The 17,913-nt window shown below is 36.9% G+C and carries 15 protein-coding genes and 1 other RNA gene; 6 read left to right on the top strand and 10 right to left on the bottom strand.

Features of this window, described 5'->3' with window-relative positions:
• Nucleotides 1-139 precede the first annotated feature (139 nt).
• The 10 genes from FFX44_RS04935 to ezrA all read right to left on the bottom strand — a co-directional run bounded on the left by FFX44_RS04935 (nucleotide 140) and on the right by ezrA (nucleotide 13,682).
• A complete protein-coding gene (locus tag FFX44_RS04935; protein ID WP_289978460.1) occupies nucleotides 140-346 on the bottom strand; it encodes a cold-shock protein in 207 nt (68 codons plus the stop codon).
• 88 nt (nucleotides 347-434) lie between these two features.
• Nucleotides 435-1,106: a DNA repair protein RadC gene (gene radC, locus FFX44_RS04930; protein WP_289978459.1), complete on the bottom strand. Its 672-nt coding sequence runs from the start codon at nucleotides 1,104-1,106 to the stop codon at nucleotides 435-437.
• 47 nt (nucleotides 1,107-1,153) lie between these two features.
• On the bottom strand, nucleotides 1,154-1,807 hold the full coding sequence (locus FFX44_RS04925; protein WP_289978458.1) for an HAD family phosphatase: 654 nt from the start codon (nucleotides 1,805-1,807) through the stop codon (nucleotides 1,154-1,156).
• A gap of 15 nt (nucleotides 1,808-1,822) precedes the next feature.
• The gene (locus FFX44_RS04920; protein WP_289978457.1) at nucleotides 1,823-3,133 is read right to left on the bottom strand and encodes a folylpolyglutamate synthase/dihydrofolate synthase family protein; all 1,311 of its coding nucleotides are present in this window, start codon (nucleotides 3,131-3,133) and stop codon (nucleotides 1,823-1,825) included.
• A gap of 308 nt (nucleotides 3,134-3,441) precedes the next feature.
• Nucleotides 3,442-4,677 carry a nucleotide sugar dehydrogenase gene (locus FFX44_RS04915; RefSeq protein ID WP_289978455.1) on the bottom strand — a complete coding sequence of 412 codons (1,236 nt, stop codon included), beginning with the start codon at nucleotides 4,675-4,677 and terminating at the stop codon, nucleotides 3,442-3,444.
• Nucleotides 4,678-4,702: 25 nt separating this feature from the next.
• Nucleotides 4,703-5,656 (bottom strand): glycosyltransferase family 2 protein, encoded by a 954-nt coding sequence (locus tag FFX44_RS04910; RefSeq protein ID WP_289978454.1) that lies wholly within the window; start codon nucleotides 5,654-5,656, stop codon nucleotides 4,703-4,705.
• Between the two features lie 429 nt (nucleotides 5,657-6,085).
• Nucleotides 6,086-8,743, bottom strand: coding sequence for a valine--tRNA ligase (locus tag FFX44_RS04905; RefSeq protein ID WP_289978451.1), 2,658 nt, complete (start codon nucleotides 8,741-8,743; stop codon nucleotides 6,086-6,088).
• Between the two features lie 311 nt (nucleotides 8,744-9,054).
• A complete protein-coding gene (gene thiI / locus FFX44_RS04900; RefSeq protein WP_289978448.1) occupies nucleotides 9,055-10,272 on the bottom strand; it encodes a tRNA uracil 4-sulfurtransferase ThiI in 1,218 nt (405 codons plus the stop codon).
• 19 nt (nucleotides 10,273-10,291) lie between these two features.
• Complete coding sequence (locus FFX44_RS04895) at nucleotides 10,292-11,440, bottom strand: cysteine desulfurase family protein (protein ID WP_289978447.1); 1,149 nt, start codon at nucleotides 11,438-11,440, stop codon at nucleotides 10,292-10,294.
• A gap of 526 nt (nucleotides 11,441-11,966) precedes the next feature.
• Nucleotides 11,967-13,682, bottom strand: a complete 1,716-nt coding sequence (ezrA, locus tag FFX44_RS04890; RefSeq protein WP_289978446.1) for a septation ring formation regulator EzrA — start codon at nucleotides 13,680-13,682, stop codon at nucleotides 11,967-11,969.
• A 173-nt stretch (nucleotides 13,683-13,855) separates the two neighbouring features.
• Here ezrA and FFX44_RS04885 point away from each other — a divergent pair, with 173 nt between their 5' ends.
• The 6 genes from FFX44_RS04885 to FFX44_RS04860 all read left to right on the top strand — a co-directional run bounded on the left by FFX44_RS04885 (nucleotide 13,856) and on the right by FFX44_RS04860 (nucleotide 17,729).
• Nucleotides 13,856-14,317 carry a GAF domain-containing protein gene (locus FFX44_RS04885; protein ID WP_289978444.1) on the top strand — a complete coding sequence of 154 codons (462 nt, stop codon included), beginning with the start codon at nucleotides 13,856-13,858 and terminating at the stop codon, nucleotides 14,315-14,317.
• Nucleotides 14,318-14,513: 196 nt separating this feature from the next.
• Nucleotides 14,514-15,122 (top strand): 30S ribosomal protein S4, encoded by a 609-nt coding sequence (gene rpsD, locus FFX44_RS04880; protein ID WP_289978442.1) that lies wholly within the window; start codon nucleotides 14,514-14,516, stop codon nucleotides 15,120-15,122.
• A gap of 114 nt (nucleotides 15,123-15,236) precedes the next feature.
• Entirely contained in the window at nucleotides 15,237-16,520 is a 1,284-nt protein-coding gene (locus tag FFX44_RS04875) for a replication-associated recombination protein A (RefSeq protein WP_289978441.1), read from the top strand.
• 44 nt (nucleotides 16,521-16,564) lie between these two features.
• Nucleotides 16,565-16,754, top strand: a non-coding RNA gene (gene ssrS / locus FFX44_RS04870) — 6S RNA.
• A gap of 133 nt (nucleotides 16,755-16,887) precedes the next feature.
• A complete protein-coding gene (locus FFX44_RS04865; RefSeq protein ID WP_289978440.1) occupies nucleotides 16,888-17,178 on the top strand; it encodes a hypothetical protein in 291 nt (96 codons plus the stop codon).
• 80 nt (nucleotides 17,179-17,258) lie between these two features.
• A complete protein-coding gene (locus FFX44_RS04860; protein WP_289978437.1) occupies nucleotides 17,259-17,729 on the top strand; it encodes a universal stress protein in 471 nt (156 codons plus the stop codon).
• Nucleotides 17,730-17,913: the final 184 nt, after the last annotated feature.

Here is a 17,913-nt window from a genome sequence, read left to right as displayed (position 1 = left end):
GCCCAATTATACCATAAGATTTAAATGCCGTTTACCAAAAAATGTCGTTCACCAAAAATTGTTTACTTAGCCAGCATACTAAATGAAAATCAAAATGTCTTGAGTTCTCAATATTCTTAATCATTATTTATACAATTATTTATTGTAGTAAATGGACATTAACCGCCTGTGGTCCTCGCTTTCCAATTGCAACAACGAAATCGACTCTTTGACCTTCTACTAATGTCTTATAACCTTCAGTTTTAATTGCTGAAAAATGAACAAAAATATCTTGTTCATCATCGTCAGGGGTAATGAAACCATATCCTTCGTCCTTTTCAAAAAAATGAACTGTACCTGTGAGCACATAAACACATCCTTCTTATAATCAGCTAATGAAAAGTTTAGCATATTCATCTCACTTGAACAAGGAATTCAAAGACTAAAAAAAGATCTTAAGAAAGAATCTTCTCTTCACGCATGCTCATGTACTGCGATGAACCTACAATAATGTGGTCAAGCAATCCAATACCAATTATATCCCCACACTCTGCAATTCTTTTGGTCAATTGCAGATCATTTTTTGAGGGCACAGTATCTCCACTTGGATGATTGTGGACAATCATTATTCTCGCGGCCGCGTACTGCAATGCAAACCGAAAGATTTCTCGTGGGTGTACTGTTGCTGTGTCCAGCGTTCCTTGAAAAACAATCTTTTTGGCAACTATTTGATTCTTGGTATCTAATAGTATTACAAATAATACTTCTTGTAAGCTCAGTCCTAGTTCCAATGACATTTCCTCGCCTATTTCCTGACTTGTATATATTTTACCCAGCGTCAATTTCGGCCTTTTATTGAGTCTCTCAGCAAATTCACACAGCGCCCTGCACATTTGAACACCATATTTACTACCAACAAATTCCGTCAATTCTATATCAGAAAGATCTTTTATTTGGCGCAAATCCGTGTATTGTAAAAAAAATTGGTTAACTTTTTTGCCCGCCTTTTCTTTTCCTAAAAACCCACAAATAAGTATAAAAAGAAGTTCCTTTTGACTTAAACTAGCTCCTTTATACTTAGTCAATCTTTGTATTATTTCTTCTTCATCATATCTGCTTGTTAACATAAGAAAACCCCTTTCGTTTTTAATTACGTAAACAAAAGGGATTCATCCTATTTTTCGAGATAGCTTTTTACTTCACTTAGATTTTCTAAAACCGCCTGTGTTTTTGCAGCAACTTCTTTTGTTGGTTGTATTAAGTCTGGAACCATGATCACAGGAATATGTGCTTCGTTTGCCGCATAAACACCATTATATGAGTCCTCAAGTATCAACGCTTCGTTCTTATTGTGTTCACCCGACGCCGTCCATGCATGTTCAAAAATATCTGGGTCGGGTTTGGCCTTAGCCACATCATTGGCTGAAACTATCTCTGAAAAATATTGCCCAATTTTGGCAGTCTTCAAAAAATAATCAATTGCTTTTCGATCATTACTTGATGCTAAAATACTTGGAATTTTAACATCACGTAGATAAGAAGCTAACTCTAAGAAACCCTTTTTTAGTGGTAATCCTTCTTCTTTAATCACATTAAAGACTTGCTGTTTACTTAAATTAATAAAATCAGAAATCAGCTCCTGACTACCATAGTCGCGACTCATCTCTGAATACATCAAATCATCACCCGATCCAATGAAGCGCCGATAGTAGTCTAGTGAATATTGCATCCCCAACTTTTTGGCGGCTCTTTGATTTGCAGCAAAATATATTTTTTCGGAGTCAACCACTAATCCATCCATATCAAAAATTACTAACTTTAAATTCATTTTAAATATCCTCACCTAATCTAAAAAATAGTGTCGTACTTCAGAAACAAAATACAACGATCCAGTAATCAAAACCATATCTTCTTCTGACATCTGTGCAATGATTTCAACTAAGGCTTCCTGCCAATTCTTTGAATATTCGATTTTTTCACTTTCTTCGGTAACCTCCGCAACTTTAGCTACTGGTCGCGGGCCTGCAAATGTTGTGGCATATATTGTCGTATTAGGAAGCTGACTCAATTGGACAAACATCTCACGCGGCTGTTTATCTGCCAGTATTGCAGCAATTATATAAACATGCTGATTCTTGAACCTTCTCTTAATTGTCTTTGTAATCATATCCATTGCCGCAATGTTATGTGCCCCATCCAATACAATCAAAGGGCTTTCACTCACGGCTTCAAATCTTCCTGGCCAAGTCGCTTTTTTTACAGCCGCACGAATTTCCTTGCTCTTTACGTGCCATTTTTTTTGCCTTGCGACGACCAAAAAAGCACTGAGCGCGACTGCCGCATTCTCACGCTGAAATTCTCCCATCAGTGAGGTCTGTAAATCAGTAATTGCTAAATCAAAGCCCTCATAGTCAATAACTTCACCCCACGGAATCTTTTTATGCGCTTCTTTGAAAGAATACCCCTCACTTGGCATATACAATTCTGCATTCTTTTCTGCTACTCTCTTCCTAATTACAGTGAGTGCTTCTTCGGGAATATCTCCGAGCACAACCGGTCGCTCTTCTTTGATGATTCCCGCTTTATGACCAGCAATCTGTGCCAGTGTATTCCCCAGTAATTTTGCATGGTCATGGGCAACGGTCGTTATCACCGCGACAAGCGGACTGCTTATTACATTAGTTGAATCAAAGGTTCCGCCAATGCCAACTTCAACAACCGCAATCTCAACCTTCTCCCGCGAAAAATATAAAAACATTAGTGCAGTAACAATCTCAAACTCAGTTGGTCCACCTCCAACTTCAGACAGTTCCTTATCCAATTGTGCAACAACTGGTACGATATAATTAACAAGGATTAACAACTCCTCATCAGATATCATTTGTTTATTGATTTGAATTCGTTCATTAAACCTGACAATAAAAGGTGAGGTAAATGTCCCGACCTTAAGTCCTTGTTCCTCCAGTAGTTCTCTTAAAAAGGCTACAGTTGAACCCTTTCCATTCGTACCTGTCACATGAATTATTTCCAAATCTGATTCAGGATTACCTAAGCGCTCCAGAAATAACCTCATTCTAGACAGAGTTGGAATTTTCTTAAATTGTGTTCTTCCGTGAATAAAAGAAACTGCCTGTTCATAATTATCAAACGCCATTATTCTCAACCCTTCTTACTCTCAAATTTATTGTACATTAAAGGGCTTACCAGAACAAACAACTTTTACGCCAATCTAGAAAAATATAATGCTAACTATGTTTAATTTTTATTTATGCAAATTAATACCAGTTAGCTTACAGCAAATTAAGAACTTGATTAAACATAGGAAAAGACCGAATCAAAAGTTTAATTTTGAGCCAGTCCCATTAGTGCTTCTGTATACATGTGTTCCATAAATCAATCTTTTCGTCTAATTTCAAATTACTAATAGCAAAGTGCCCAAATTTTACCGATTTATGTTGTGTCTCAATCCAGATGAAATAAATCTCTCGTATACACTTTAGTTTGAACATCTGTTAGTTCATCATTAAAACGATTTGCGACGATTACAGTGCTGTTTTTTTTGAATTCAAGTAAATTATTTTCGATTTTGTATCCTTGAAAATCAGAATGTTCTTTTAACATTGGTTCATAAATCAGAATTTTTATACCTGGGTGGATCTTTTGTAATTCCTTGATGACACCTTGAATTGAACTTTCACGAAAATTATCACTGTTCTGCTTCATAGTTAACCTATAAATACCTATATTAACTGTATCCTCAACAAGTTTATTTTTATTAATGAATCTTATAATCTGCTCCGCAATGAACTCTTTCCGTGTTGCATTAGATTTCACAATTGCTCCAATCAAATTCTGTGGAACGTCCTGATAATTTGAAAGCAATTGTTTCGTGTCTTTAGGTAGACAATAGCCGCCATAGCCAAAAGATGGATTGTTGTATCCATCACCAATTCTTGGATCTAGACCAACACCAGAGATAATCTGCTGCGTATTTAGCTCCTTTGATTCTGCATAGGTATCAAGTTCGTTAAAATAACTGACTCTTAATGCCAAATACGTATTTGAAAATAATTTTACTGCCTCAGCTTCAGTATATCCCATTACAAGCGTTGCAACATCTTGTTCAAGTGCACCAGCTTTTAATAGACTTGCAAATTGCTGTGCATTCGCTCTTTCTTTATTATCTGTCATATCAGTACCAATAATAATTCTTGAGGGATACAGGTTATCATACAAAGCTTTGCTTTCTCGTAAAAATTCTGGATTGAAAATTATATTTTCTAGTTTGAGCTCATTCTTGATCCGCTTTGTAAATCCTACAGGAACCGTTGACTTGACAACAAGAATCGCTTCTTTATTGTACCGTCTTACCAATTTTATAACTTGCTCAACTGAAGAAGTATCAAAGAACTGCTTTTCACTATCATAATTTGTCGGTGTTGCTATTACTACAAAGTCAGCTTCTTTATAGGCTACCTCTGCATTAGTTGTCGGAATCAAATCCAATTCATGTGATGCCAAATATTCAATAATTTCTTTATCTGCAATTGGCGAAATCTTCTTATTCAATAGCTCTATTTTTCTTTTATTAATATCAACTGCAAAAACTTGATTACGCTGTGCCAATAAAATCGAAATGCTTAAACCAACATATCCAGTTCCCGCAACAGCTATTTTAAATTTTCCTTTTTTTGTCATCCTTCTAAGTCCTCTTTTCCAAAAACTACTCAAGATTATTTTGTTGATTGTAAACTCTCATTGAATCATCAAAAACATCATTTTTATCATGATCCACAAAATCTTGCATCGTTCGCTGTGAATTTTTAGTAGCTCGTCCACGCGCCTTTTTCTGGATAAATTCCTCTTCGGATTTAGTGAAGTAATGATTAATTTGAACTCTATCCGTATTCACCCTTTGAGAAAATGGTCCATCCACTTCTTGTTTTTTTTCATTTACTGCATAATAGCCAGGTAAATAAAAAGCTCCGTGCGGATCATTTAAAAATCCTGCTACTTTTCTAGGATCAACCACTGATTTAATATGAAAGTTCTTCTCGAAATTTTTTTGAGCACGATATACAAAATTATTGGTTAACAATCCTTGAGGTTTCTTTTTCAAAAAAGAAGAACCAAATATTTGCCAGTTAATTACAAAACCTCCAACATGAGGGTCAATAAAATAATCATTTAATAAATTAACAAAACTCAATTGCTCGCCCTTCAAGTAGATAAATTCATCTGCGTCTAAAAAACCCATGTATCTTGAATAGCTGCCATACCTATTCAGAGCATCATTATATGCATCCATTTGCCTTGCAGTCCCACTAAATCTTATATAAGTCACCATATCTTTGAATGATGCTATTATCTTCTTTAGATCATCTTGGCTATCGTTATCATAGATATAAAAGTGCTCTACTCCAATTGAAATATAATACGCCAACCATTCTCTAATATATGGTGCCTCATTCTTCAAAATTATTACTATTGAGAGATCATATTTTAATTGCGTATGATTATTTCTTTTTGTCCATAATTTAATTAATTCTGCTGTGCCATTAATTGCTGCCTTTAATTCACTTTTTCTAAGTTCTTTCCCAATTTTTTGTTCATATGGTAAGTCAATAAAGAGTTGGGTTCTCCTAATACTGCCATGCAGCGCCTTTTTTAAGTTCATAATATGAAATTCTCCTTTATATCAAAAAAAGTGCAACTGTCCTATCCTTCTTAATTTTATAGAGTTTTTATGAATTTTTTGTGAAGTAATAACTAATACTCTGCGCTATTACTATTAGTTTCAATTAAAATAGATTGTTTTTTACTCTATAATAATATTAAGAATCTCTATACCTTCACTCAAACCTATAGGAGAATACTTCATGTTCACAATGATTTTACACAAAAAGCACTCCATAATAATTAGATTTTTGTCTAACTATTATGAAGTGCTTCACTTTTAATCTAGTCTTTCTATTACAAATAAATATGTTTCATAAGTCAAGATTCTCCAGCTAGCTTCAAATCACTCATAGCAAACCCACTATGTTCGTAATTTCTAGTTGGTACTCAAATTTTCCCAATTTATGCTTATGGCACATTTCCCTTACTAATTCTTCTCCAAAGTCGCAATTCTCTCTTTCGTTGCTTCTAACTTCGTCTTGTACTCTCCAAGTTTTTCTCTTTCTTGAGTAACCACTTCTGCAGGAGCATTAGCAACAAAGCGTTTATTACCCAATTTCTTTTCTCCACGAGTAACTTCGCTTTCTAATTTCTTAACTTCCTTTTGCAATCTTAAAATTTCTTCGTCAATATTGATTAGGTCTGCAAGTGGCAAATATACCTCGGCACCAGTAATAACAGATGTCATTGCCAAATCAGGTGCAACAACAGCAGCACTAATTTTCAACTTCTTAGGATGGCAGAAACGTTCGATGTAATCAACGTTAGCTTCAAAAATCTTCTTTGTTTTTTCACTTGACGTCTTAATTAGAATTTCAATTGCACTTGACATTGGAGCATTGACTTCAGCACGGCTATTACGAACAGCCTTGATCAGTTCAATTAGATTCTCCATTTCACTTTGTGCAACTTCATCTACATCAGCAGCAGCATATTCAGGATACTTTGCTGTCACAAGCGATTCACCATCGTGTGGCATTTCCAACCAGATTTTTTCAGTAACAAATGGCATGATTGGATGTAGCAGTCTCAAAGTTTGGTCAAGAACATAACACAAAATATTTTGCGTATCTTTCTTTGCCTGTTCATCTGTTCCATTCAAATCTTCTTTAGACATCTCAATGTACCAATCACAAAAATCATTCCAGATAAAGTTATAAAGTGCTCTGCCAGCTTCACCAAATTCAAAGCTGTCAAATAGGCGTGTGACTTCACCAATAGTTTCATTCAAACGGCTGATAATCCATTTATCCGACAATTTCCATTGACTCTTTACGGGTAATTGTGCTGTTGTATCATCATCCAGATTCATAATAACAAAACGGCTGGCATTCCAGATTTTATTGATGAAATTCCACGCAGCATCCATTTTTGTGTAACTGAAGCGTACGTCTTGTCCGGGAGCAGAACCATTAGACAAGAACCAGCGCAATGCATCCGAACCATACTTGTCAATCACATCCATTGGGTCAATTCCATTTCCCAATGATTTACTCATTTTGACACCATTCTCATCACGAATTAAACCATGAATGAGTACATGCTTGAATGGTCGCTCCTCTGTAAATTCGAGGCTTTGGAAAATCATCCTTGAGACCCAGAAGAAAATAATATCATAACCGGTAACCAAGGTGTCCGTTGGGAAGTAACGCTTAAAATCAGCAGCATCCTCATCTGGCCAACCCATTGTAGAAAATGGCCATAATGCACTTGAAAACCACGTATCTAATACATCTTCATCTTGAACCCAGTTTTCAAGATCTTGCGGTGCTTCTTCACCAACATAAATTTCACCAGTTTTTTTATGGTACCATGCAGGAATCTGATGTCCCCACCACAGTTGGCGCGAAATTACCCAATCATGAACATTCTCCATCCATTGTGTAAATGTATTCTCGAAACGACTTGGTACAAAATTTACTCTCTGTTCCGAGTCTTGATTTGCCAAAGCAACCTTGGCTAGCGGCTTCATCTTGACAAACCATTGTGTCGATAAGCGCGCTTCAACCTGGACACCCGTACGTTCAGAATGGCCAACACTATGAGTAATTGGTTCAACACGCAATAAGTAGCCCGCGGTATCAAGGTCAGCCACAATTGCTTTACGTGCTTCAAAGCGGTCCATTCCTTCATACTTACCGGCATTCGCATTCATCGATGCATCTTCATTCATGGTATTGATTCTTTCTAAGTCATGACGATTACCAACTGCAAAGTCATTAGGGTCATGTGCTGGCGTAATCTTAACCATCCCTGTTCCAAATTCTGGATCAACATATTCGTCAGCAATAATTTCAATCTTGCGTCCCTGTAATGGCAAGATCAGTGTCTTTCCAACAATCTCCTTGTAGCGCTCGTCATTAGGATGAACCGCAACTGCAACATCACCCATCATGGTTTCAGGACGAGTTGTTGCAATTTCAATATAGTTTTTCCCATTGAATGTTGTCTCATCAGCAAATGGATACTTAACATGATAGAAAGCACCCTTTACATCCTTATGAATAACTTCAATATCGGATAATGCCGTCCTAGCTTTAGGGTCCCAATTGATAATGTATTCACCACGATAAATCAGGCCTTTCTTATACAGCGTAACGAATACCTTCCGTACTGCTTTTGAAAGCCCATCATCAAGCGTAAAGCGTTCACGGTCATAATCTAAAGACAATCCCAGTTTTTTCCACTGCTGATGAATAATATCAGCGTACTCGTCTTTCCATTTCCAAACAGTTTCAATGAACTTCTCACGACCTAAATCATAGCGAGAGATACCTTGTTCAGCAAGACGCGCCTCGACCTTAGCTTGGGTTGCAATTCCTGCGTGATCCATCCCAGGAAGCCACAAAGTATCAAAACCCTGCATTCTCTTTTGACGGATAATCATGTCTTGCAGTGTCGTGTCCCATGCATGTCCTAAATGCAGCTTACCCGTTACATTCGGTGGTGGGATAACAATTGAATATGGTTTTGCTTCTTTGTCCCCACTTGGCTTAAACACTCCTTGTTTCAGCCATTTTTCATAACGACCAGGTTCAACCTGTTGTGGTTCATATTTCGTTGACATCTCAATCTCTCTTGTCATACACTCAGTCCTTCCTTTTTTATAAAACAAAAAAGCCCTCCTAAAAAAATTAGGACGACTTTCACCGTGGTACCACCTAAGTTGGGCGTTTAACCCCTCTTAATTACATGATAACGAACATGTCCGGTCAGGCTTACTTATGAATTGTAGAATCCAGTTCAGCTCAACAGCTTACAAGCTACAATTTCAAGATCAGTTAGAGGTATTTCAGCAGACAACCTCTTCTCTTGTAAACTTAAAATCTCAAAACCCTCTTGTTCTTCGCTTATGCACTATATAATAGCTTGAATATATCAGACCGTCAAGCCTAATTATAGAAGTTCAGCAAAACTGTCACTGGTTTCGTCCAAGAACTTCTGGTCACTCTTAATTTCAGTAATCTTAATTCCAGCCAGCGCTCTTTCTATCATTCCGTCAGCATCTAAACGCGCTTCGTAGAGTCTTGCCTTATCCAAACGTGGCTTTGTCTTAGGTGCTGGTGGAGCAAAAATTGTGCAGCAATCTTCAAATGGCATGATTGATAAATCAAATGTATCAATTTTTTGTGCAATCTCAATAATTTCATTTTTATCCATTGAAACTACTGGGCGCAATACTGGAAGAGTTGTCACATCATTTATCGCAACCATACTTTCAAGTGTTTGAGATGCCACCTGGCCAAGTGCCTCGCCATTAAAAATTGCGAGTCCACCACGCTTTTGAACAATCAGATCCGTTAAGCGCAACATGAAGCGTCTCTGAACGGTCATCAAATAACCTGATGGAACATCGTGCTTAACCGTTTCTTGAATCTCTGTAAAGGGAACCTGTATAAATTTGATACTCCCTACAAATGGTGCAAGCTTAGAGGTCAGTTCTTTTGCCTTATTTAAGGCTTGTTCACTTGTATAAGGAGGACTGAAGAAATGCACCATTTCAATTGCCACTCCTCGTTTCATAGCAAGATAGCCTGCCACTGGTGAGTCAATTCCACCCGACAGCATCAACATTCCCTTACCGGCGGTGCCAACTGGCAGACCGCCTGCACCGTTAATCGTTTCACTCGAAAGAAATATTCCATTACTTCTAATCTCTACACGCAATGTAATATCTGGCTTCTTCATCTGAACCTTAATCCCTGGAATATTATCAAGTACATAGCCACCAAGTAAGTCATTCATCTCATTAGTGTCTAGTTCAAAATCATGATCTGAACGACGTGTATTAATCTTGAAAGTCGTGCCCTCTTCAAATTGTTCTTGAATCATCTCAACAGCCTTTTGCTTAACAAGTTCAATATCGCGTTTAACCTTAATGGATGGTGAGAAGTTCTGAATACCAAAGACCTGTCCCAAGCGTTTCATCACTGCTGTACTATCTTCATCATTTAATTGAATATGCATTCTGTCTCTGTTAGCCTTAATAATCAGCTTAGGAAAAGAATGCAGACTCTCTCTTGTATTAAAGCCTAAACGATCAATAAAACTTTTTCTGTTTTTCCCTTTGGTTGATAATTCGCCATAGCGAACCATTATTTCTGTATATTGCACACTTTACTTCCTTTCATTTCTACGAATTAATCTTTTCAAACTGATGATATAATTGTTCAAAAACGCCAACAAATTCTCGAGCTTCTGCCAAACTGTTATGTTCATCCAAGCTAATACGGATTGCTGACGTTGCAATTTTATCAGGAATATTCATTGCATTCAGTGTTCCTGAGACAACATGTTTCTTGGAAGAACATGCACTCGTTGTTGAAATATAAATTTCATGTTCCTCAAAGGCATGTACGATTGTCTCTCCGCGAACACCATCAATTGTAAAGCAGAGAATATGCGGTGCAAAGTCTGATGTCATTTGTGAAAACATCGTTACTTTAGGGAATTTAGTGACGTAATCATAAATAAATTTTTTTATTTCAAACTGCTTTTGCACCTTTTTTTCTTCTTCTTCTAACAATAATCGTAAGGACTTTGCCATTGCCGCAATTGCAGGAAGATTCTCCGTTCCACTACGCAGGTTTTTCTCTTGTCCCCCGCCACTCATCAATGGCGCCAGTTTACGTCCGCGACGTTTAAACATGAACCCGATTCCTCTCGGAGCATGGAACTTATGCCCAGAAAATGTTACAAAATCAACGCGCTCATTCATAATCATCTGCTGGATTCCCTTACCGATACCCTGAACTGCATCAATATGAAAATGAATCTTAGGATAAGCTCTCAACACAGCAGCAATCTCATCAATCGGCTGAATTGCTCCTATTTCATTATTAACAGCCATGATTGAGACTAAAATCGTATCTGATCGAATTGCTCCTTCCAAGTCTGCAACAGAAACCCGGCCGTTTTCGTCAACTGGCAAGTATGTGACCTCAAAGCCTAACTTCTCTAATTGCGCCATTGAATTCAGCACAGCAGGGTGCTCAACACTTGAAGTAATTATGTGCTTACCATGCATCCGTTTTTCAATTGCTGTCCCCTTTACGACCCAATTATCACCTTCAGTACCACCACTTGTAAAGAAGATTTCATCTTGTTCGACACCCATTAATTCTGCAATCTGTGATCTTGCTTGCTCCAATAAACCAAATGCTTTTTCACCTAAAGCATGGAGTGAAGATGGATTTCCCCAGATTTGCTTGCTGACCTTGCTGTAGGTCTCCAATACTTGAGGTGCAACTTTAGTTGTTGCACTATTATCAAAATAAATCATTTCTATCCTTCCTATGCCAAAAAATTTATACTTTTTTTTAAATAAAACTCGCAAATTATTTTACAATATATACTGCTGAAAACAAAGTTAATTTTTAAATATTTAGAAAACAGAGTGTGATCATCATTGAATAGCTCTTGAGCACTAAGATAAATTGCTAAAGCAACCTGATTGTGGTTGTGTGCAATTTGTTTAGGCGCAAAGAGTTGATGATGTGAACACGTTTAAAATCTGAGTGTGATCATCATCGAATAGCTCTTGAGCACTAAGATAAATTGCTAAAGCAACCTGATTGTGGTTGTGTGCAATTTGTTTAGGCGCAAAGAGTTGATGATGTGAACACGTTTAAATCTGAGTGTGATCATCATCGAATAGCTCTTGAGCACTAAGATAAATTGAGGAAGAGTATGACATAAGTCGGGAAAAATAGAGAGGTTAGGCCAAACTTTAACTTTTGGCCCACCCCCCACAATTGATTTTCTGTTCTACAAGTCATCATTCTCTGTCTAACTTAAAAAGTGCATACTCACTCATTGGTCGTAGTTGTCTTACCTGCATAGTATTCATCTTCGATTTTTTTGTATGCCCCAGAATCAACTTTGTCGATGGCAGTTGCAATTTGTTCCAAGCTGCCTGCATAATCATAGTTCTGATTGAAAAGATGATATGACTTATCCGATGCTTGAGCAATTTCAGGATAACGTAAACGGTATCGATTGGCATATTGTAACAGGCGTTCTGTTAAGGATGCACTGTCGATGATATCGTTTGTTTTTTCATTAAGTACATCCAAATCCGATTGCGTATCAATCAAAAGCTTGGTTATTTCATCTATATCAATCTTAACTTGCTTTAATTTATCCGATAAATCATCGATTTCAGCATTTACAGCATAAAAATAATCTAAGTATTCCTTGGACAATCCTGGCAAGTTTAACTTTTCAAGATCTCGTTTCATACCGTGGATATCAAAATCAAAAAGGCGAACCGCTTTATGAGCTTCTTGTTCATCATTCCATAGAGATTGCACACCATCACCAATCTTAGCTTGTTTTTCTTCAATATTTTTGAGTTCTTCAACTTGTTTAACTTGATTTTCTTTAATATCAGAATATACAATTAATTCCTGATTATTGATTTTTGCTTGATAGTCTGCAAATCCTTGCTCAATTACCTTTAAGTCTTTATCAAGTTGTTTTGCATTTTCTACTTCATTATGATTAAAAGTATAATTTTGATTCAAGCGATCAAGCTCTATTAATAATTCGCGCTGATTTTTTCTTGCATGAGCAATGAATTTCGCAAATGTTTCCGCTCTATCTTCAACTTCACTTTTTGCCTTCATTTCTAATTCGAGCTCATCATATGCTTCATTGATTTCCTGATCAATTTTTTTATCTGTTTCTTTTGCATTGTCCAATTCCAATGCGCTCAAATTAACAATATTTGTTGCAATTAAGGTTTGAATGTTACCAATCTTTTTGTCAAAATCCGTTGTAAATCCATATTTGGCAGCAGACAACTTGTCATATACTTCCTTTATTTCAGTTATCTGTTCTGGATAGACATTCTTCACACTGCGGTATAGCGGGGGGATAACTTTAATTGCATTTTCTAGCAGAGCTGTCTCTTTTTTTAATATTTTCAATATCTCAGCTGACTTCACATAATCACCTAAAGTAGTTGTTTGACTATAACTATCAAAAGTTTTTTCAATTTCAGCTAAATTCTCCTCGAGCTTATCAATACTGGGGCCAAATGAAAAATTTTTTGCAAGCAGTGTCTTACGAATATTTTGATACTTTTTTTCTAGTTCCTTGGTCCTTTTTTGATGTTCTTGATTACTTTTTTTGAATGTCTGTAAATTTTGTTTTGTTTCCTTTTCAAGCTTAACAGCAGTTTCAAGCTTAGTATTAAGGAGATTTAATTCCCTTCTAACTTCAAAAAAGCGATAATGGGTATTTGCATCTACCAATTCCGTTAGGTGTTCAGATATCTGAGGTAATTTGTGGTTAACCATATATAAATAATTTTGTTTTGTCTCCTCAAATTGAGTAAGCGACTCCCCAGATAGTCTGATTTTCTCCGTACTAAGAATCTCTTCATGCATTGAAGACTCAACAAGATTATTCACTTGCTCCTTCTTCACCGCAATCTCAGAACTATTTTTCCGCTGCAAATAAAAAAAAGAAAAGTAAGCCACCACTGCGACTATTACAATTGCACTCAAAATTAACGTCATCAAGTCCTCACTCCTATGTAAAATACACTTTTTGTTCCCTTACAGTAAGATCTAAAATCCTACCACACAAAAAAACTTGTCTAATTACCTGTTTCAATCTAAAATCTATTTAATTATATCATAGTATATATTGACATACACTAGATTAGTACAACTTGAATGGGAGTTTTAAGATGAAAAATACACTTTTGGGTCAACAACTAGATTCATTGCTGACAAATGAGACTAATTTTGTTGCAAATTTAGCAAATACCTCTGCTTTAATTTTTGATAGTTTTTCAAACATCAACTGGGCCGGTTTCTACCTTTATGAACACAAAAGCAATGAATTAATTCTTGGACCGTTCCAAGGAAAAGTTGCCTGCATGCATATTTCAATTGGCAAGGGTGTCTGTGGCACAGCATTTCAGGAAGGAAAGGACTTAGTAGTAGCCAACGTCTTAGCATTTCCAGGACATATTGCCTGTGATGCAGCGAGTCGCTCGGAAATCGTTATCCCACTAATCAAGAATGGTGAAAAAATTGGAGTCCTAGACATAGATGCACCTAGTGAGAATCGTTTTACAGAAGATGATCGACAAACATTGGATTCTTTAGTTCAAATACTGCTTAATCACTGTGATCAGCTTGACTAATAATCAATTTTTAGCTATACTACTACCTGTGTAAAATATGCAGCAGTCTGCGGTAAGCTCGTCAACAGTTCGTTGCCCTCTTCGGTTCAGTTAGTAACTCTTCAGCTGCAAGGGTGAACACTGCAAAACAAACTGCACGAATACTAAGTAGATAAGCCTATTTTACTCCAAAAAAAATTATTGGAGGAACTTTTTTATGTCTCGTTATACAGGTCCAAGTTGGAAAGTATCACGTCGTTTAGGTATTTCATTGACTGGTACAGGTAAAGAATTGGCACGTCGTCCATATGCTCCAGGACAACACGGTCAAAATAACCGTCGCAAGTTGTCTGAATATGGTTTGCAATTACGCGAAAAACAAAAACTTCGTATGATTTATGGCCTTTCAGAACGCCAATTCTCAAACCTTTTCAAGCGCGCTGGCAAGATTCGTCAAGGTCGTCATGGCGACAATTTCATGATTTTGCTGGAACAACGTTTGGATAATATGGTTTACCGTTTAGGTTTAGCTACAACTCGTCGTCAATCACGTCAGTTGGTAAACCATGGTCACATTACGGTTAATGGCAAACGTGTTGATATTCCTTCATACGAAGTTTCTGTAGGCGATGTAATTTCATTACGTGAAAAGTCAAAGAACTTGCAAATCGTGAAGGATGCTCTTGAAGCAATTGTTGGTCGTCCACAATTTGTAACTTTTGATGAAAACAAGCTTGAAGGTTCATTAGTTCGTTTACCAGAACGTGAAGAACTTGAAGCTGAAGTTGATGAAGCTCTTATCGTTGAATACTACAACAAACTTTAATAACCGGCTTTTTGTCAGTTTGGTCAGATTCTCTTATGAGTCTGGCTTTTTTAATCCAATCATTCAGCAGCCAATAATATAATGCTATACTTTACTTATGAAAGGAGTTAGATTATGCTCAAACCTTTAGCTTACCGTATGCGCCCTACGAACATCGATGAAGTTGTCGGACAACAGCATCTAGTTGGTGCAGGCAAAATTATCAGGCGAATGGTCGATGCAAGAATGTTATCCTCAATGATTCTCTATGGTCCCCCCGGAACTGGAAAAACGAGTATTGCCAGTGCAATTGCAGGTTCAACCAAATATGCTTTCAGGATGCTCAATGCGGCAACCGATTCTAAAAAAGAACTGGAAATCGTCGCTGAAGAAGCCAAGATGAGTGGTACAGTCATCCTCTTACTTGATGAAATCCATCGTTTAACTAAGCCCAAACAAGATTTCTTATTGCCTCATCTTGAAAGCGGACGAATAATCTTAATTGGTGCTACAACTGAGAACCCTTATATAGCAATCAATCCTGCCATAAGAAGCCGGACACAAATATTTGAAGTCAAACCACTAACTGAAAGCGACATCAAGCAAGCTGTTGAACGAGCATTATCTGATACAGTTAATGGTTTAGGAACGCTTGATGTTACAGTAACATCTGAAGCACTGAATTATCTTTGTCGTGCTACAAACGGAGATTTACGCAGTGCCTTAAATGCACTTGAATTAGCAGTTAAGTCTACCCCACCAGAAAATGAAAGCAAAAAAATAAAAATTATTTTACCGATTATCGAGGAATGCTTGCAACACAAAGCGCTTGTCCAAGATAAGGACGGGGATGCACATTACAATGTAATCTCAGCTTTCCAAAAATCTATTCGTGGCTCTGATGCAGATGCGGCACTTCATTACCTTGCACGTCTGCTTGCTTCGGGTGACCTAATTAGTGTTAATCGCAGACTCTTAACTATTGCATATGAGGATATTGGCTTAGCGAATCCCCCTGCCGCTGCAAGAACTGTTTCAGCGGTGACTACCGCTGAAAAAATCGGTCTACCTGAAGCTAGGATTCCTTTATCAGTCGCCGTAATCGATCTCTGTCTGTCACCCAAATCAAATTCTGCAATAACTGCTATCGATAAAGCACTCGCAGACATCGAACATGGTGGCTATGGTGATGTCCCTGCCCATCTAAAAGATGCACATTATCAAGGCGCTGCAAAACTTGGTCATGGAATTGATTATCTGTATCCACATGATTATCCGCACGATTGGATTTCACAGCAGTATCTACCTGACCCAATTAAAAATAAGAGCTATTACGAGCCAAAAGATAATGGGCGCTATGAGACTGCATTGAAAGAACAATATGGACGCTTAAAAAAGATGCAGAAAGGCAAAAAGTAACCGTTAACATTTGAAAAAAATATAATCCTATGGTAATATATAATCATAATCTGAAATGTACGCGTTGTCTCACAATGTAAGGTTGACCGAACACTTATATACCTTGGCTTTTGAAATATTCTGTAGATAACATGCCTGTGTTGTGTAGGAAGTTAGAAGCTGAATTATCAGAAACCACCTGCTTGTTTGCGGGTTCAACTACAGAGACGATTAACGGCATTAGACGGATTCCAAAGTTCATTTTTGGAAGAGAGGGCTGTACTGAAACGTTTGTTTTGGCACAGTCCTTTCATTTTGCGTATATAAACTTCTTTGCTATGCAAAAAATTACAGCGCACACTAATATTGTTTGTGAGGAATTGTGACGATGAGTACAATCATAAATTTATTCATATCTATACTTGGAATACTGTTGCTTTTTATTGGCTTATATTTACTGAAACACAAGAATAAACCATTTATGCTCTTTCATCCTGAAAAGCATACAGATTTAAGAATTATTATTCAAGTTACTGGCATACTTCTACTGCTGCTTGCATCTTTAACCTTTATAAGTCTGTTACTCAATAATCAGGTATTCGTATCCGTTATCCTAATTCTTGATGTAGCAATTATTCCAATCTTACCAATTTTAATGCTTAGCTATATTGAGAATTAATTCACTATAATCTATCATTTTGCTTTAAATTTCTAGTAAATTGCAGTAAAATAAGGGTGAAAGATGAAAGGGTGATTTGTATGTTACAACAATATAAAAATATTCTAGTACCTGTCGATGGTTCTGAGGAGGCTGAATTGGCCTTCGAAAAAGCCGTTGCTGTTGCAAAGAGAAATGGCAAAGAAGCACACCTAGAGTTACTCCATGTTGTTGACACACGTGCCTTCCAAAATATTTCAAGTTATGATGCCAGCATGGTGGACGAAGTTGTTGCGACTGCCAAAAAAAAGATTGAAAAATATATTAGCGATGCCAAGGCTGAAGGCGTTGAGAATGTGTCTTATTCTATCGAATATGGTGCACCGAAGACTATTATCGCTAAAGACAAACCCACTGAATTAAAAACTGATTTAATTATGATTGGTGCTACCGGTCTAAATGCAGTCGAACGCTTGCTTTTGGGTTCGGTCACAGAGTATGTCACAAGGACTGCGAGTTGTGATGTCCTTGTTGTTAGAACGAATTTAGATAACAAAAAACCTGAAAAATAAAGTTGGCTAGTTTATCCAATTTTCTATGAAACTAGTTAAAGTTTAAACCTTAAAGTGCTCTATAATAGTTAGACAAAAATCTAATTATTATAGAGCACTTTTTTATGTCCAAATATACATGTGAATTCAAAATTAAATTAGTTCAAGAGTACTGGAATGGAGATGTTTCTTACTCTGAATTGTA

It is taken from the genome of Lactobacillus sp. UCMA15818, assembly GCF_030400225.1.
GTDB lineage: Bacteria > Bacillota > Bacilli > Lactobacillales > Lactobacillaceae > Liquorilactobacillus.
The sequence above is the reverse complement of the archived record's forward strand: the minus strand, read 5'-3'. Positions and strand labels throughout refer to the sequence as shown.